14 protein-coding genes are annotated in these 15,609 nt (G+C 39.0%); 7 read left to right on the top strand and 7 right to left on the bottom strand.

What is annotated here, in order from left to right; all coding sequences use genetic code 11:
* Positions 1-52 precede the first annotated feature (52 nt).
* A complete protein-coding gene (locus GVK91_RS01015) occupies positions 53-1,354 on the top strand; it encodes a DEAD/DEAH box helicase (RefSeq protein WP_159726497.1) in 1,302 nt (433 codons plus the stop codon).
* Between the two features lie 154 nt (positions 1,355-1,508).
* On the opposite strand, the gene GVK91_RS01010 is transcribed toward GVK91_RS01015, so the two are convergent.
* The 3 genes from GVK91_RS01010 to recQ form a co-directional block, all read right to left on the bottom strand.
* Positions 1,509-2,603 (bottom strand): SGNH/GDSL hydrolase family protein, encoded by a 1,095-nt coding sequence (locus tag GVK91_RS01010; protein ID WP_159726495.1) that lies wholly within the window; start codon positions 2,601-2,603, stop codon positions 1,509-1,511.
* 84 nt (positions 2,604-2,687) lie between these two features.
* A complete protein-coding gene (gene kdsA / locus GVK91_RS01005) occupies positions 2,688-3,503 on the bottom strand; it encodes a 3-deoxy-8-phosphooctulonate synthase (RefSeq protein ID WP_159726493.1) in 816 nt (271 codons plus the stop codon).
* A gap of 15 nt (positions 3,504-3,518) precedes the next feature.
* Positions 3,519-5,708 carry a DNA helicase RecQ gene (gene recQ / locus GVK91_RS01000; RefSeq protein ID WP_159726491.1) on the bottom strand — a complete coding sequence of 730 codons (2,190 nt, stop codon included), beginning with the start codon at positions 5,706-5,708 and terminating at the stop codon, positions 3,519-3,521.
* A 101-nt stretch (positions 5,709-5,809) separates the two neighbouring features.
* Between recQ and GVK91_RS00995 the strand changes: the two genes are divergently transcribed.
* From GVK91_RS00995 to GVK91_RS00980, 4 genes are all read left to right on the top strand, one after another.
* Positions 5,810-6,775, top strand: a complete 966-nt coding sequence (locus GVK91_RS00995; RefSeq protein WP_153844666.1) for an SIS domain-containing protein — start codon at positions 5,810-5,812, stop codon at positions 6,773-6,775.
* A 98-nt stretch (positions 6,776-6,873) separates the two neighbouring features.
* Positions 6,874-7,248, top strand: a complete 375-nt coding sequence (locus GVK91_RS00990; protein ID WP_075992841.1) for a DUF1573 domain-containing protein — start codon at positions 6,874-6,876, stop codon at positions 7,246-7,248.
* 97 nt (positions 7,249-7,345) lie between these two features.
* Positions 7,346-8,545, top strand: coding sequence for a pyridoxal phosphate-dependent aminotransferase (locus GVK91_RS00985; protein WP_153844667.1), 1,200 nt, complete (start codon positions 7,346-7,348; stop codon positions 8,543-8,545).
* 163 nt (positions 8,546-8,708) lie between these two features.
* Positions 8,709-9,002 (top strand): hypothetical protein, encoded by a 294-nt coding sequence (locus tag GVK91_RS00980; RefSeq protein ID WP_075992843.1) that lies wholly within the window; start codon positions 8,709-8,711, stop codon positions 9,000-9,002.
* A 43-nt stretch (positions 9,003-9,045) separates the two neighbouring features.
* On the opposite strand, the gene cmk is transcribed toward GVK91_RS00980, so the two are convergent.
* The 3 genes from cmk to topA are packed head-to-tail and all read right to left on the bottom strand — an operon-like array spanning position 9,046 to position 12,556.
* Positions 9,046-9,741, bottom strand: coding sequence for a (d)CMP kinase (cmk, locus tag GVK91_RS00975; protein ID WP_159726489.1), 696 nt, complete (start codon positions 9,739-9,741; stop codon positions 9,046-9,048).
* Positions 9,741-10,154 (bottom strand): hypothetical protein, encoded by a 414-nt coding sequence (locus tag GVK91_RS00970; protein WP_153844669.1) that lies wholly within the window; start codon positions 10,152-10,154, stop codon positions 9,741-9,743. The genes cmk and GVK91_RS00970 overlap by 1 nt, the downstream gene beginning before the upstream one ends.
* Before the next feature lie 2 nt (positions 10,155-10,156).
* Positions 10,157-12,556 carry a type I DNA topoisomerase gene (gene topA / locus GVK91_RS00965; protein ID WP_153844670.1) on the bottom strand — a complete coding sequence of 800 codons (2,400 nt, stop codon included), beginning with the start codon at positions 12,554-12,556 and terminating at the stop codon, positions 10,157-10,159.
* A 378-nt stretch (positions 12,557-12,934) separates the two neighbouring features.
* Between topA and GVK91_RS00960 the strand changes: the two genes are divergently transcribed.
* Positions 12,935-13,849: a glycerophosphodiester phosphodiesterase family protein gene (locus tag GVK91_RS00960; RefSeq protein WP_153844671.1), complete on the top strand. Its 915-nt coding sequence runs from the start codon at positions 12,935-12,937 to the stop codon at positions 13,847-13,849.
* 104 nt (positions 13,850-13,953) lie between these two features.
* Here the strand turns inward: GVK91_RS00960 and GVK91_RS00955 are convergent, their stop codons facing one another.
* Entirely contained in the window at positions 13,954-14,769 is an 816-nt protein-coding gene (locus GVK91_RS00955) for a patatin-like phospholipase family protein (protein WP_153844672.1), read from the bottom strand.
* A gap of 110 nt (positions 14,770-14,879) precedes the next feature.
* Here GVK91_RS00955 and GVK91_RS00950 point away from each other — a divergent pair, with 110 nt between their 5' ends.
* Positions 14,880-15,584 (top strand): DsbA family oxidoreductase, encoded by a 705-nt coding sequence (locus GVK91_RS00950; RefSeq protein ID WP_159726487.1) that lies wholly within the window; start codon positions 14,880-14,882, stop codon positions 15,582-15,584.
* Positions 15,585-15,609: the final 25 nt, after the last annotated feature.

Raw genomic sequence — 15,609 nt, 5'->3', positions numbered from 1 at the left:
TGATCTAAGATCTAAATTTGTACTTTTGTAACTTACATAAATAAAAGGATACGTGTCGTTAGAGAAACTAAAACTTAGCAAAAGATTGACTGCTGCGATGACTGAACTCGGTTATCTGGCTCCAAAGGAAATTCAAAGTAGATGCATTTCCAGAATTCTTGGTGGACAGGATGTGATTGCCATCGCTCCGGAAGGTGCTGGCAAAACCACAACTTATGTCTTATCTACCTTGATGAAGTTGAAATTCACAACAGATGAAGCTCCGAAGTTTTTGATCTTGGCGCCTAATGAAGAACGTATCGACGAAATTGTTGAGAGATTCTACCAATTAAGCAAAAATAAAGATCTTCGCATCATTGGATTGCGGTCTTCAGGCAGCATGGAAGAAGAAATCGAAGAACTGGTTGATGGAAAAGACATCGTTGTAGCTACTCCAAATCGTGCAAGAGCTATCTATCTTAAATTGGCCTTGAATCTCAACCGTATTCAGACATTAATTATTGATGATGCTGAGGAGATTATCAAGCAAGGAATGCAAAATACAGTAAGGGAATTAGCCGAAAGCTGCGGAAAAGTACAACATTTGGTTTTCAGTACTGTTGAACACCAAAAACTTTATGACATGATCGACAATTTCATGAATGAGAATTGTGCCTCAGTCGAAATAGATGAACTTGAGAATGACATTGTCGATACCCTAGATCTACTATTATATCATGTTTCTAATTTCACAACAAAGATCAATTTATTAAATCTTCTGTTGCAGGATAAAGAAGTATTTCAAAAAGTAGTCGTCTTTGTGAACTCTAAGCTTACTGCACAAAAGTTGGCCAGCAGTTTGTTCAGTAGCAATAAAGAAGAAATTGCTATCCTCAATCCATTGTTCTACGATGATTTTGGCTATGAGAACATGGAAGATTTCAAAGAAAATAGTCAATCTCGTGTCTTGATTATTGCTCGGGAAAATACAAACGATGTGAACCTTTCCGCTATTCCATTCATTTTTCAATTTGAGTTACCGAATGAAAAGGAGGAATTCTTAAATCATCTTGTTAAAAATGACGATAATGAAGAATCGGTCGTGTTGACTTTCACAACAGATCTGGAATTACCAATGGTCAAAAAAATAGAACAGGCCGTCGGTAAAAGAATGGATGTTTTGGAATTGCCTGAGGATCTTGCAATCTATAATCCCATCGCCGACAAAAAGAAAAAGTCGAGCAAGGAGGAAGATAATAAAGAAGATCTTTCCCGCGGCGGTGCTTTTCACCAAAAGAAAGAAAGCAATGCCAAGACCTTTAATTATGGGGGTGGTGAAAAGGCAAAAATGACGATGAAAATGAAAAAGAAATAAAAATAGAAAAGGGAAGCTTAAAACTTCCCTTTTCTATTTTTATTTCTTGTGCTGACGGATGTATGCTAATCCAATAAATCTGTTTCATATACGATGCCCTATCGATACTGTAAATTCCAGACGCTGATACCGTGAAGGCGCCGTTAGCGGTAGCCTACTTTAGAATTTTCTTCAACAATTTAATATACGCATTTGCGATTCTGCCCATACCTTGATCATTTGGATGGGCATAGTCTACAGTTGAATTCAGATCCAGATTAAGCTCTTGGCTCGACAATAAGAAAAGCTGACGAATTCCTTTTGATTGTAATTTTTCAAACGTCGCTTTCAGTACCCGGCTGCTTTGCTGATATTCTGCATTTTTATCTTCATTAAAGACTTCTGCTATATTCCCCGAACTATGCTGCGTCAAAATAATAGGCGTTGTAGGATGTTCTTTTCTTAAAAATGTCACTGCATGGACCAACAAAGAATCCAATTGTGTTTCTGTTAACGATTTCGAAATAGCCAGATTGGGAATACAATCGAGAATATAGCAGGCGGCATCTTCTTGGTTCATCATATTTAAAATAGGTTGTTCGAGTCGACCATTTCCAGAGAAACATAAATTGATCACTTCGTGATTAAATGCCCTTCCTACCTGACTGGTCCAAGCCAAACCAGGACGGCTTGTACAGGCCCCCTGTCCAATCGAGGTTCCATAGACAACAATAGGCTTTGCCGCTGTGGTATGAGTATACGTTAATTTAGCCGTATTTGGCACACCAATCTTTAACCACTTAACTGTATTGTAGAGCGGAAGATATAAGCGGTAATTAAATTTTTCATTGCGCCCAATATTCTTCCACGTATAAGAAATGGTATCCGAAAAATCATAACTACCATAAGCCCATTTCCATTCCTTCTTTGCTGTATCATAAGCATAAAGATCCAGCCCACTAACACCTGTCGTGGGCATATGGGGCATATTTAAGCCTCCCGCAACTTGGTATTGAACTGTAATCTCAGGTGAAGAAGTTTGAAAGTCAATATAGAATCCGGCGCTATTCTTCCCCAGCTCCCATACAGATTTACGTACCTGACTTTCCAATTCATCCGGAAGCCTGTTGAAGGCTGAAAGCTTCTGATTCTCCAACCGACCTTCCACATGCTTATCTTCTAGTGGAGAAAACCAACTATAATTCTCCTGCGCTTTGATGGCAGAAAAAGACAACAGAAAAAACGCTGTCAACGCAACTTTTGATAACATACAATAATTTGGCTTTAAGTTTGATATAATTGATTATAAAAAAGGAGCCTATTGGCTCCTTTCTATTGTGATTTATTTATTATACTATAAAATAGCTTGTCTAACTCGTACAAGTTTTTTCATCAAGCCTTCAAGTAAATCCAAATGTAACATATTGGCGCCATCAGATTTCGCATTTGCCGGATCAGGATGTGTTTCTATAAACAGACCGTCAGCTCCCACGGCGATTGCAGCTTTTGCTATTGTTTCAATTAAAGCTGGTTTTCCTCCTGTTACGCCAGAAGTCTGATTCGGTTGTTGCAAGGAATGTGTACAGTCCATCACTGTGGGTACGTTAAAAGCACGCATTTCGGGAATCCCTCGATAATCTACAATGAGATCCTGATAGCCGAATGTATTGCCACGATCAGTTAAAAAAACCTTTTCATTTCCAGATTCCACGATCTTATCTACTGCAAATTTCATAGATCCAGCGCTCAAAAACTGACCTTTTTTTACATTGACCACCTTATTCGTTTTTGCCGCTGCAACCAATAAATCAGTCTGTCTGCACAAAAATGCCGGAATTTGAAGAACGTCAACGTATGCGGCTGCCATTTCTGCCTCGTGGCTCTCATGGATATCTGTCACCGTGGGTACACCAAAAGTTTTTCCAACTTTTTCCAAAATCTTCAGCGCCTTTTCATCACCTATTCCCATAAATGAATCTAGACGGGATCTATTGGCCTTGCGGTAGGATCCCTTGAAAATGTAAGGAATATTAAGTTTATCTGTAATTGTAACAATCTTTTCAGTAATACGCAAAGCGATTTCTTCTCCCTCAATTGCACAGGGCCCCGCCATTAAAAAGAAATTCTGCGATGTCCCATTCTTTATTTCGGGAATGTATTTATTAATCATATAATTATAAAAAAATTAATTGCCAAGCTCCGATAAAAATTTGATTCGCATCAATTGGAGATCTTCATAACTGTAATCATCCCCTCCAAGTTCTTTAAGCGCATCATTAATTGAATCAGTCTCCGCTGTCTTAAAATAGTCGTATACCTCATCCTGGCGATCCTCATCAATAATCTCGTCAATAAAATAATTGATATTGATTTTTGTACCCGCATTTACAATCGTCTCTATTTCCTTCAATATTTCCTCATAAGTTATCCCCTTAGCTGAGGCAATATCATCCAATGCGATTTTACGATCGATATTTTGGATAATAGATACCTTTAATGCCGATTTATTAGCTGTACTTTTAATGACAAGATCCACAGGTCTATCGATTTCATTTTCCTCAACGTAGTCTTTGATCAAGGCAATAAATGGTGCTCCAAATTTAATCGCTTTACCATTCCCTACTCCCTGAATCTGTTTCAACTCATCGATGGCAATTGGATAATGTGTACACATTTCTTCCAGCGAAGGATCTTGAAAGATAACAAACGGCGGCAGTGCCTTCCCTTTTGCAATTTTCTTGCGTAGATCTTTAAGCATACCCAGTAAGACGGTATCTAAGGCTCCTGTACCGTGCCCTGCATCTTCCGAATTTGTGCTATCTCCTCCTTCAATTGGACGATTCAAAACAAATTTTAGTTGATAAGGATTATCCAAATAATGACGGCCAATATCTGTCAATTTTAAAAGGCCATAATGATCAATATCTTTTTGGATAAAGTTATCAAGCACAGCCTGTCTAAGCAAAGATTTCCAATAGATAACACCTTTCTCTCTACCCGTTCCGAAAAGACGGTGTTCATCATGTTTATAGGAAGATACTGGTTGATTATTTTGACCCATCATGACGTTGATCACGTGATGATCATCAAATTTCTCACCCTGCTCCTGAATGAAGCCCAGTACATTTTTCAAGGAATCTTCTGCCTCAAAATATTCTTTCTCCGAGCGGCAGTTATCGCACATGTTACTGCAGCCCTGCTCGTCAAAATTTTCCCCAAAATAGTGGAGGATCTGTTTGCGACGACATACTGCAGACTCGGAATAATCAATAACTTCTTTTAAAATCTGTGTCCCAATCTCGCGTTCGGCCACAGGTTTATCTTTCATAAACTTGGTCAGCTTTTCAACATCTTTTTCCGAGTAAAAAGCCAAACAATAACCATCTCCGCCATCACGGCCAGCACGTCCTGTTTCCTGATAGTAACCTTCCATGGATTTAGGAATATCATGGTGAATGACATAACGAACATCCGGTTTGTCTATTCCCATACCAAAAGCGATGGTAGCAACAATAACTTCGACGTCTTCCATCAGAAATTTATCCTGCGTATCAGCTCTCGTTTTCGCATCTAGACCTGCATGATAAGGTAAAGCTTTGATACCATTTAGGTTCAGAACCTCACTGATTTCTTCTACTTTCTTACGGCTTAAGCAATAAACTATACCAGTCTTTCCCGGTTTGGTTTTGATAAAGCGAACAATCTCTTTAACAACATCTTTTTTAGGTCTTACCTCGTAATATAAATTGCTCCGATTAAATGATGACTTAAATAAAACAGCATCAGTCATCTGCAAATTTTTACGAATATCAGACTGAACTTTGGGAGTCGCAGTCGCAGTAAGAGCTATAATAGGAATATTGGCACCTATTTCGTTAATTACCTGGCGTATTTTACGATATTCTGGTCTGAAATCGTGTCCCCATTCCGAAATACAATGCGCTTCGTCAACCGCTACGAAAGACACGGTAATCTGATGTAAGAATTCCAGATTATCTTGCTTGGCAAGTGATTCTGGAGCTACATACAGCAATTTGGTCTTCCCGGCGAGTACATCATCCTTAACCTTTGTAATTTCGCTCTTATTCAATGATGAATTTAAAAAATGAGCGATACTATCTTCGCCACCGAATGCACGAAGCTGATCTACCTGGTTTTTCATTAAAGCAATCAGCGGAGAAATAACAATTGCAGTTCCCTCACTCATGAGAGCAGGAAGTTGATAGCAAATTGATTTCCCTCCTCCGGTTGGCATAATTACAAAAGTATCTCTTCGTTGAAGAATACTAGTTATAATTGCCTCTTGATCCCCTTTAAAAGTATCAAAACCAAAAAAATCTTGTAAATTGTCGAAAAGTGATTTTTCTATTTCCATTGCGCCTTGGGCAAAAATAAGATAGATAAATGAAGAAATAATCTTGAAAAATAATCTATTTTTGCAATCTATTCTAATACATAAAAGTAAGAGTATTTTTTGTGAAAAACAACTACGAAATAAAAAATATAGCTATTCAAGCTATTCAAGAAGAAGCCAAGGCAGTAGCTGCTTTGGCTCAATATATTGATGATGATTTTGTTACCGTTGTCGATCGTATTCTAAATTTGCAAGGCCGAGTTATTGTAACTGGAATCGGCAAAAGTGCTATTATCGCCCAAAAGATAGTTGCAACGCTAAATTCGACAGGCACACCATCGATCTTTATGCATGCAGCTGATGCTATCCACGGAGATCTTGGTATTATCCAACAAAATGATTTAATTATTGCGATCTCTAAAAGTGGTAATACACCTGAGATTAAAGTGCTTGTTCCCTTTTTAAAACAGACAAAGAATGTATTGGTTGCTTTGGTTGGAAATACCGAATCCTACCTCGCTAAAAATGCAGACTATATCTTAAATACTACCGTTGAGAAAGAAGCTTGTCCTAACAACCTTGCACCAACTTCAAGTACAACTGCTCAGTTAGCAATGGGTGATGCGCTTGCTGTCGTTTTACAAGAGTGCCGCGATTTCACGGACAAAGATTTTGCAAAATACCATCCAGGAGGAGCATTAGGCAAAAAACTGTACTTAAGAGTCGGCGATCTATCCGATCAGAACGGCAAACCCAGTGTCCAACCGCAAGCCACTGTAAGTGATATCATCATCACCATAACACAGTTTAGACTGGGAGCTGTAGCCGTGTTGGATGCTGACCACATACTCGGCATCATCACAGACGGTGATATCCGTCGTATGCTGGAGAAACACACCGATTTAGCGACAATTACTGCCGCCGATATCATGGGGAAATCACCAAAAATCATTGACAAAAATGAATTGGCAGCCAACGCTCTCCATATTATGCGAGAAAATAACATCACACAATTATTGGTTTCCGACAAAGGGAATTATGCTGGTGTTATCCACATACAGGACTTACTGAAAGAAGGTATAATATAACTGTAATAAAGTTGTTAGATGTACAATAAATTGGCAATAAATATTAAATTTGGCATATCAGTTGTACTATTTTAATCGTAAAGTAATATTTTAGAAGCATGAAAAAGTATATAACAATCTTAGCAGTGATCATTTCCTTTATTGGTTTTTCTTCGATGCAGACAGGACAAGGGGAATTTAAATTCGAAAAAGAAACCCATGATTTTGGCAAAATTCCGGCCGGTACGCCCGTTTCGTATAATTTCAAGTTTTCAAACACAGGCAGTGAGCCAATTATCATTTCAAATGTTGTGCCTACCTGCGGATGTTCTGTAGCAGAATTTACGAAAACGCCAATTAAACCAGGCGAAAGCGGAACGATCAAAGTGACTTACAATGCAGCGGCAAAAGCTCCATTCACAAAGAGTTTCACGGTACAGTCGAACACCAAGACTCCTGTAAAAACGCTATATATTAAGGGTATTGTAGAATAACAATTCTTGTAAATAAAACGGAAAAAGCCACTCAATCATGTGGCTTTTTTCGTTTTATTTTGGTTAGCTTTGCACTACTAATTTTAAAAAAACTATAATGCCAGTAATATCAGAAAAAGGGCTAAATATGCCTGCGTCGCCTATTAGAAAGTTGACGCCATACGCTGATCAAGCAAAAAAAGAAGGTAAAAAGATATACCACCTCAATATCGGACAACCTGATATCCAAACACCTGAAGTGATGCTTAATGCTTTGAAAAATATACAGTTCAAAGTGTGGGCTTACACAGCTTCTGAAGGTACAGCCTCTTATCGGAACAAGTTAGCAGAATATTATAATAAGCTAAATTATAATATTGAGCCAACTGATATATTAGTAACTAATGGCGGCTCGGAAGCGATTATGATCGCTATGCAAGCCTGTTTAAATGAAGGAGAAGAGATTATCATTCCGGAGCCATTTTATGCAAATTACAATGGTTTTGCCTGTTCCTCTGATGTTGTAATCAAACCAATCATATCCTATATTGAAAGCGGATTTGCATTACCTTCTATCGCTGAATTTGAAAAAGTAATTACCCCGAAAACCAGAGCGATCTGCATCTGTAATCCAAATAACCCGACGGGGTACCTTTATTCCAGAGAAGAACTCGAAGCTCTTCGTGAACTTTGTCTAAAATATGATCTTTACCTTTTCTCAGATGAGGCCTATCGTGAATTTTGTTACGATGGTAGAGAGTTTATCTCACCAATGCATTTAGAAGGTCTCGAAAATAATGTGGTTATTTTTGATACAGTATCAAAACGTTACTCTGCTTGTGGTGCGCGTATTGGATGTATCATTACCAAAAATAAAGTGCTATATCAGACTGCACTGAAATTTGCGCAAGCTCGCTTAAGCCCTTCGTTGGAAGGTCAAATTGCGGGTGAGGCTGCTGTTGATACACCAGACAGTTACTTTGAAGCAGTATCCAAAGAATACACAGCAAGAAGAGATACCCTCGTGAAAGGACTTAACGCCATTGAAGGAGTTTACTCTCCTAACCCAGGTGGTGCATTTTACGTCGTTGCCAAACTACCGATTGACAATGCTGATAAATTCTGTCAATGGATGTTGGAAGATTTCTCTTACAATAACGAAACGGTAATGATGGCTCCCGCTACCGGCTTTTACAGTACGGAGGGTGCCGGTATAAATGAAGTACGCCTTGCCTATGTGCTTAATCAAGATGATCTCAATAAAGCATTGGTTTGCCTAGAGAAAGCTCTTCAAGTGTATCCGGGACGTACAAATTAATAACAAAATAACAGCACTTATGAAAGGCGGGACATGTATGTTCCGTCTTTTTCTTTTTTCATAGCTCCTCCTCATAAACCCTTCTTCTATTTGCTATTTTAAAAAAAACAAAACAAACTTTTGAAGCATCTTGTTCTTATTATAGTAACCAAAGCGATTTCATATGGATAAATTGAAGAAATTCCAATTAATGGAAAAAATAGCAAGAGAATTAGAAGATGTCAGAAATAGCCAACAAGCTGTTTTGGAAAAAATAGGCAAAATCGAAGTTGATAACATTGAACTCGGCGATAAGAATATTGAAAAAACAATTCCCGATATCTATCAGCGCACAGCAGATAATTCAGATGCTATCAAAGCTCTTCTGGAATCTTTTCAAGAGCAGACAGCAGAATTTGGGGAGAAAAACAATGTTGGAAAACTATTGGAACAACAACAGATCAATAGCGTAAAATAGCTAAAAAAAATAGGCCGATTAAATAATCGGCCTATTTTTTGTTTTATGACTGGGCTTTTGCAGCCTTAGCTTTTAAATATTCTTCTTCAACAAAATGAAGCTGTTGTTCTGGTGTCAGATTTGAATTGTCCAAAACAATCGCATCTTCGGCTTGTCGTAATGGACTTTCCGCACGCGTACTGTCGATACGGTCACGTGTAGAAAGATTCTCCACAACTTCTTCTAAAGTCACGTCCTCTCCTTTTTCCGTTAACTCTAGATAACGCCTCGCAGCACGTACTTTAGGATCTGCGGTCATAAAAATCTTCAGATCAGCATCTGGAAAAACGGTAGTACCAATATCACGGCCATCCATAATAATATTTCGCCTGCTACCCAATTTTTGCTGCTGGGCAACCATAGCAACCCGAACAGCTTTGATCGCACTCACATCGCTGACTTTATCAGAAATATACATCTGACGGATCTCTTCAGAGATATCCTCATCGTTTAGATGGATCTCCGTCTTTATTGCGTTCGGGATAAAATCAATATGGATATCGTTCAGTGCATTTTCTATCGCTTTTTGATCATCCAGCGCTATTTCATGCCGGATAAAATAGAGTGTGACAGCCCTATACATGGCTCCACTGTCAATAAAGGCGAACTTCAGTTTTTTTGCCAAAGCCTTTGCCAGGGTACTCTTACCGCAGGAGGAAAAACCATCTATGGCGATAATAAAATTGTGACGTCCACTCATTATTCGTTTCCTCCTATGATTACACCTGGACGATTGACCAAAGGAACCTTAGTGAGGTTACCATCCACAATGCTTTCGGGTAAAAAGATATATTTTTTATCGTAAATAATATTATCAATATAAAAACTCAACCAATATTCATTTGTCAGCCCGAATACCTGTTCATCGATCGCTTCAACACGATCGAAAGATTTCGCTTCTATATTTCCAATAAAATGACGCAAAGTCGTTGTTGTTACTTGTCGGCCATCCTTTTCGCCATAACCTTTTGAGCTGATCAGCACATTCTGAATGGCAATATTCTTGTCGTTGATAACATAGACAGTCCAATTTTTTGTCTCCACCGTCTCACCTTCCAAAACAACGGCGATCATAATGTCTTTGACAATATTTTCAGGAAAATCTGCTTTCATCCTTATTTAGACTTTGTAGTTTTTTTAGCTGGAGCCTTCTTTGCTGGAGCCTTTTTTGCTACAGTTTTCTTTTCTGTTGTTTTTGCTTTAGTCGCTTTTCCTTTTGGAGCATCTGCCTCAGCCCATTTCAGCACATCCGCATACGTGATTTTTTCAATCTCGGTTCCTTTAGGTATTTTCAGATTTTGCTTGCCAAAACGAATAAATGGTCCCCAGCGTCCCTGCTCAATTTGAGCATCCGGATTTTCCTCAAAAACCCGAATAACTTTCTCGATATCTTTCTGACGTTTGTCTTTGATAATCTGTATCGCCTCTTCTTCTGTTACGTCCAAAGGATCAACGCCTTTAGGCAACGAGTAAAACGCTGAATTGTGACGTATATAAGGTCCAAATCGTCCCACCGCGACAGTCATTTCCTTGTCTTCAAATAAACCGACTTTTTTCGGTAATTTGAATAATTCCATGGCATCCTCAAAAGTAATGGTTTCGATCATCTGTCCCTTCCGCAAGGAAGCAAAACGAGGTTTTTCTTCATCGTCAGGAGAACCAATCTGTACCAGTGGGCCGAACTTACCAATGCGAACCGAAACGGGTTTACCGGAAACTGGATCGATACCGAGCTCACGCTCATTATTCGCACGATCTGCATTTACTAAAGTATCTTCTACCTCAGAATGAAAAGGTCCATAGAAATCATGCAACATTTTTGTCCATTCGGTCAGTCCATGCGCAATATCGTCAAATTCTTTTTCTACGTTGGCCGTAAAATGAAAATCCACAATACCGTTGAAGTGTTCAACCAAAAAATCATTCACCACAACACCGATATCCGTTGGAAACATTTTTCCTTTTTCGGCACCGGTTATTTCAGTTTTTGTTATCGCTGTTAATTCAGCATCCTTTAATGTCAGTACACGGTAATCACGCGATTTACCTTCACGTTCTTCCTTTATAACATAACCGCGGTTTTGAATCGTTGAAATCGTAGGTGCGTAGGTTGAAGGACGGCCGATTCCCAATTCCTCCAATTTTTTCACCAAAGCAGCTTCCGTATAACGTGCTGGAGGTCGTGTAAAACGCTCTGTTGCCGACATGTTTTTCAAAGTCAATGGCATACCAACGGCTAATGGTGGAAGAATAGCATTGTCACTATCTTCGTCCATCGCGCTGTCTTGCTCGTCGTCCAAGGATTCCATGTAAACTTTCAAGAATCCATCAAATTTCATAACCTCTCCTGAAGCATTCAAATCTTCAGTACGGGTTGAGATGTCGATCTTTGCCAATGTACGTTCAAACTCCGCCTCACTCATTTGGGAAGCAATTGCTCTTTTCCAAATAAGCTCATATAATCTTTTTTCGGATGCATCACCATCAATGGTGTGCTCTGAGAAATAGGTAGGACGAATAGCTTCGTGTGCCTCTTGTGCACCCGATGTTTTTGTTTTATATTTTCTGAGTTTATGGTACTGGTTACCATAAGCCGATTTGATTTCCTTTTCAGCAGCCTCAATCGCCGTATCACTCAAATTAACAGAATCGGTACGCATATAGGTAATTCGTCCTGATTCATACAGCCTTTGAGCCACCTGCATGGTGCGGGCAACCGAAAATCCAAGTTTTCTACTTGCTTCCTGCTGTAATGTTGATGTTGTAAATGGCGCCGATGGTGAACGCTTTGCAGGTTTTGTTTCTAGATTTTTTACAGAAAACAGCGCTGCTTTACAATCTTCCAAAAATTTGGTCGCCTCTGCTTCTGTTGCAAAACGCTGCGGAAGCTCGGCTTTAAAACTATCTTTAACTTTTCCCGTATGAAAAAAAGCAACGATCTTAAAAGCCGCTTCGGGTTCAAATTTATTGATTTCACGCTCACGATCTACAATCAGACGAACCGCAACAGACTGCACCCGCCCAGCAGATAAAGAAGGCTTCACCTTTTTCCATAGAACCGGAGATAATTCAAAACCGACTAATCGATCTAGAACCCTTCGCGCTTGTTGTGCATTTACTAGGTTATAATCTATTTTACGCGGATTGTCAATAGCCTTAAGGATAGCTGGCTTCGTAATCTCATGAAACACAATCCTTTTTGTATTTTCATCTTTTAATCCCAAAGTCTCAAATAAGTGCCATGAAATAGCCTCTCCTTCGCGGTCCTCATCGGACGCTAACCAAACGGTTTCTGCAGCTTTAGCCAATTTCCTCAGTTCACTTACAACCGCCTTTTTGTCGGAGGGAACTTCATACTTTTGTTCAAAATTCTTTTCGGTATCAATTGCATCATCGGTTTTCACCAAGTCGCGAATATGTCCATAACTTGACTTGACCAAAAAATCCTTTCCTAAATACCCTTCTATCGTTTTCGCTTTCGCTGGAGACTCAACTATCAATAAATTTTTCGCCATCTAATTTGAGATTTGTGCAAATAAAGGGAATTCTGAAAGGAATGACAATAATTTCTTGCAAAAAAGACAAAAAAAATAGATTTCATGTCGACAATTAAGAAATTTATCCAAGGACAAAGGACCGCGTAACGGAGTTGAGGTCGACACAGAAACGCTGTCAGATCAAGGAGATTCACCGATCCAACTACCTTGTTTCCATCTATTTCAGACAAAAACAAATTCATTTAACTTTATTCGGTTTCGAATCAACCTTCATAAAGTTACTAAATCAAATATTCGAAACAGTTAAAATACGTATAAGTAAAATATATATGTATATTCGCTTATTCAAAAGGGCAATATATAGCAACTCCCCTATTTTGTTTAAATATTTCAATAATGAAAAGAAGTCTTCTCAGAATTGCCTTTTGGGGCACGTTATTACCATTTGTATCTTGTTCAGTTATGAAAGATTCAGCAAAAACAAATTCAGGCAATTTCCCTAAACTTAGTCTGGAAGCACATCGCGGCGGCCGCGGCCTATATCCTGAAGAGTCTATCGCTGCTATGAAAAATGCAATAGATCTTGCAAAGGTGACCACACTGGAAATGGATTGCCACATTACCAAAGACCGTAAGGTTGTTGTCTTTCACGACGATTATCTTAACCCAAAATTTGTCTTGAAACCCAATGGCTCCGAAATTTCTGACAAGGACAAATCGCTGAGAATTTATGATATGCTTTATAAAGATCTGATTAAATACGATATCGGATCGAAATTTTATAAAGAGTTTCCAGAACAGAAAAAACAGGTTACACGTATAGCAAAGCTATCAGACCTTATTGATAGTACTGAAGCCTACGCAAGTCTAAAAAGGAAAGCACCGATGTTTTACAATATCGAAGTGAAGAGTAAGGAAGATAAAGATGGTATTTTCCATCCAAAGGTAGAAGAGTTTGTGGACCTTATGGTGCAGGTGATCACCGATAAGAAAATTGCTTCACGAACCGTCATCCAATCATTTGACAGCAGGGCTATTAAATATCTGCACAAAGCATATCCTCAAATCAAAGTTTCTTATCTTATTGATGCAAATTACACCAAGAGTGTTGAGCAAACAATTGCAGCTTTGGGCTTTACACCTTTTATTATAAGTCCGCACTATAAAATAGCTACACGCGATTTTATTACACAGTGCCATAAAGCGGATATCAAGGTTATTCCATGGACAGTCAACACAAAAGACGAGATAGAACAGCTGAAGGCTGTAAAGGTTGACGGAATTATTAGCGATTACCCCAATTTGTTTTAACAAACACCTTTCTTGTTTCGTTAAGAATAAAAAAATAAATTCCAGTGCATCTTAATGTCAGGAGAAACCAAGCCAAAGCAAAGCAGTTCGTTAATCGCCCTAAACTACTTTGTTTTGGTTTTGTTTTTTAATGCTTTGTCAATATATTCACGTCCCTTTTGAACCAAAAATTCAGAGCGGTGGTAATCCCAAAGGTTACATATATTATAGGGAATATCCACCACCACATCGGGATGGTATAAATCAACAATCATACGGCTCATTTTCCTGCGCATCACATAGTATGAGGCTTGTAGAATATCCAAGGAATTCGAAGTCTTCGGATCCAGTTTTTTGATAACAGAATATTGTTTATCCGGTTTAGATTCCAAATTAACAGCAATGATTAAATTCTCTTTCTTGGTTACATGATTTATGGGCAATGGATTCAGCACACCACCGTCAACGTACACATGGTTCTCCTCTTCCACCGCTGTAAATACAGCTGGAATAGCAATCGAAGCACGAATGGCATCATACATACTCCCAAAATCCAGCACAACCTCCTTTTCGTAGTTTAGGTCTGTCGCAATGGCTTTAAACAAAATTGGAAAAGTCTCTATATTAGCATCAGGGATCACAGATTTCAAGGCGTTAAACACCTTGATTCCCTTCATCATTCCTAGCCCCTTCCAGCTAAAATCCATCATATTAAAGACCGATTTCTTCGTCAGGCGCTGCATCCAATCTTCGAGAACATCCATCTTCCCTTGCGCATAAATACCACCAACAAGTGCTCCTATTGAACAACCTACCACCTCATCGATTTCGAAGCCCAGCTCTTCAAGCCGTCGAATAATACCAATATGCACAAGACCTCTTGCACCACCTCCACCCAGGACAAGGGTAACTTTACGATTCAAAAAAGCTTTCTCCAACATAAGTATACAAGTACATGAAACACTTGTTTACATCCAAGCAACAATGTAAACAGATAATCATCGTTATTATATGTATTTTTGATTACAATATACGCAGTAAAAAAAGAAATATGAAAATAGAAATTTGGTCGGACATCATTTGTCCATTTTGTTATATTGGCTTGACAAAGCTTGAATTGGCGCTTCAGCAAACCGCAAGTAAGCCAGCCGCTGAAATCATCTGGAAATCGTATCAGCTTAACCCCGACTATCCCGAAGATGCTCCGGCAATGCCAACCTACGACTACCTCGTTCAAACGAAGGGCATGAGCATGGACGATGTGGTTGCGATGACTTCACAACTCAGTGCGCAGGGAAAAGAGCTGGGTATTGACCTGAATTTTGAAAAAGCAATCGTTGTAAATACAAAAAAAGCTCATCGTCTGATCCATTTCGCCCAGGCACAGCAAAAAGGCACTCAGCTCAAAAAAGCCTTATTTAAGGCTCATTTCACCGATGGTCTCGATGTAAATAACAACGAGGTTCTCATCGCTATCGCAACAGAAGAGCATCTTTCCGCTCAGGAGGTAAAAAACTTATTGGAATCAGATGAGTTTGCTTATGATGTTGCACAGGATATCCAAGAAGGTGTCAGCTTAGGACTCCGAGGTGTTCCTTTCTTTGTATTTGACAGAAAATACGCTATCCCCGGAGCACAGCCCATGGAAGTCTTTCACAATACAATAAATGAATGCCTGGCCAGTCAGCCTGCACCTCTTGAACGCAGAGGCGAAGAAGGCCCTTCATGTGATCCTGAAACAGGAAAATGTGAATAAAGAAAGAAAAAATTATTGTTTAATT

Source organism: Sphingobacterium sp. 18053, assembly GCF_902706145.1.
GTDB classification, from domain to species: Bacteria; Bacteroidota; Bacteroidia; order Sphingobacteriales; family Sphingobacteriaceae; genus Sphingobacterium; species Sphingobacterium paramultivorum.
Note: the sequence above shows the minus strand (reverse complement) of the source record. Positions and strands in the feature narration are given on the sequence as shown.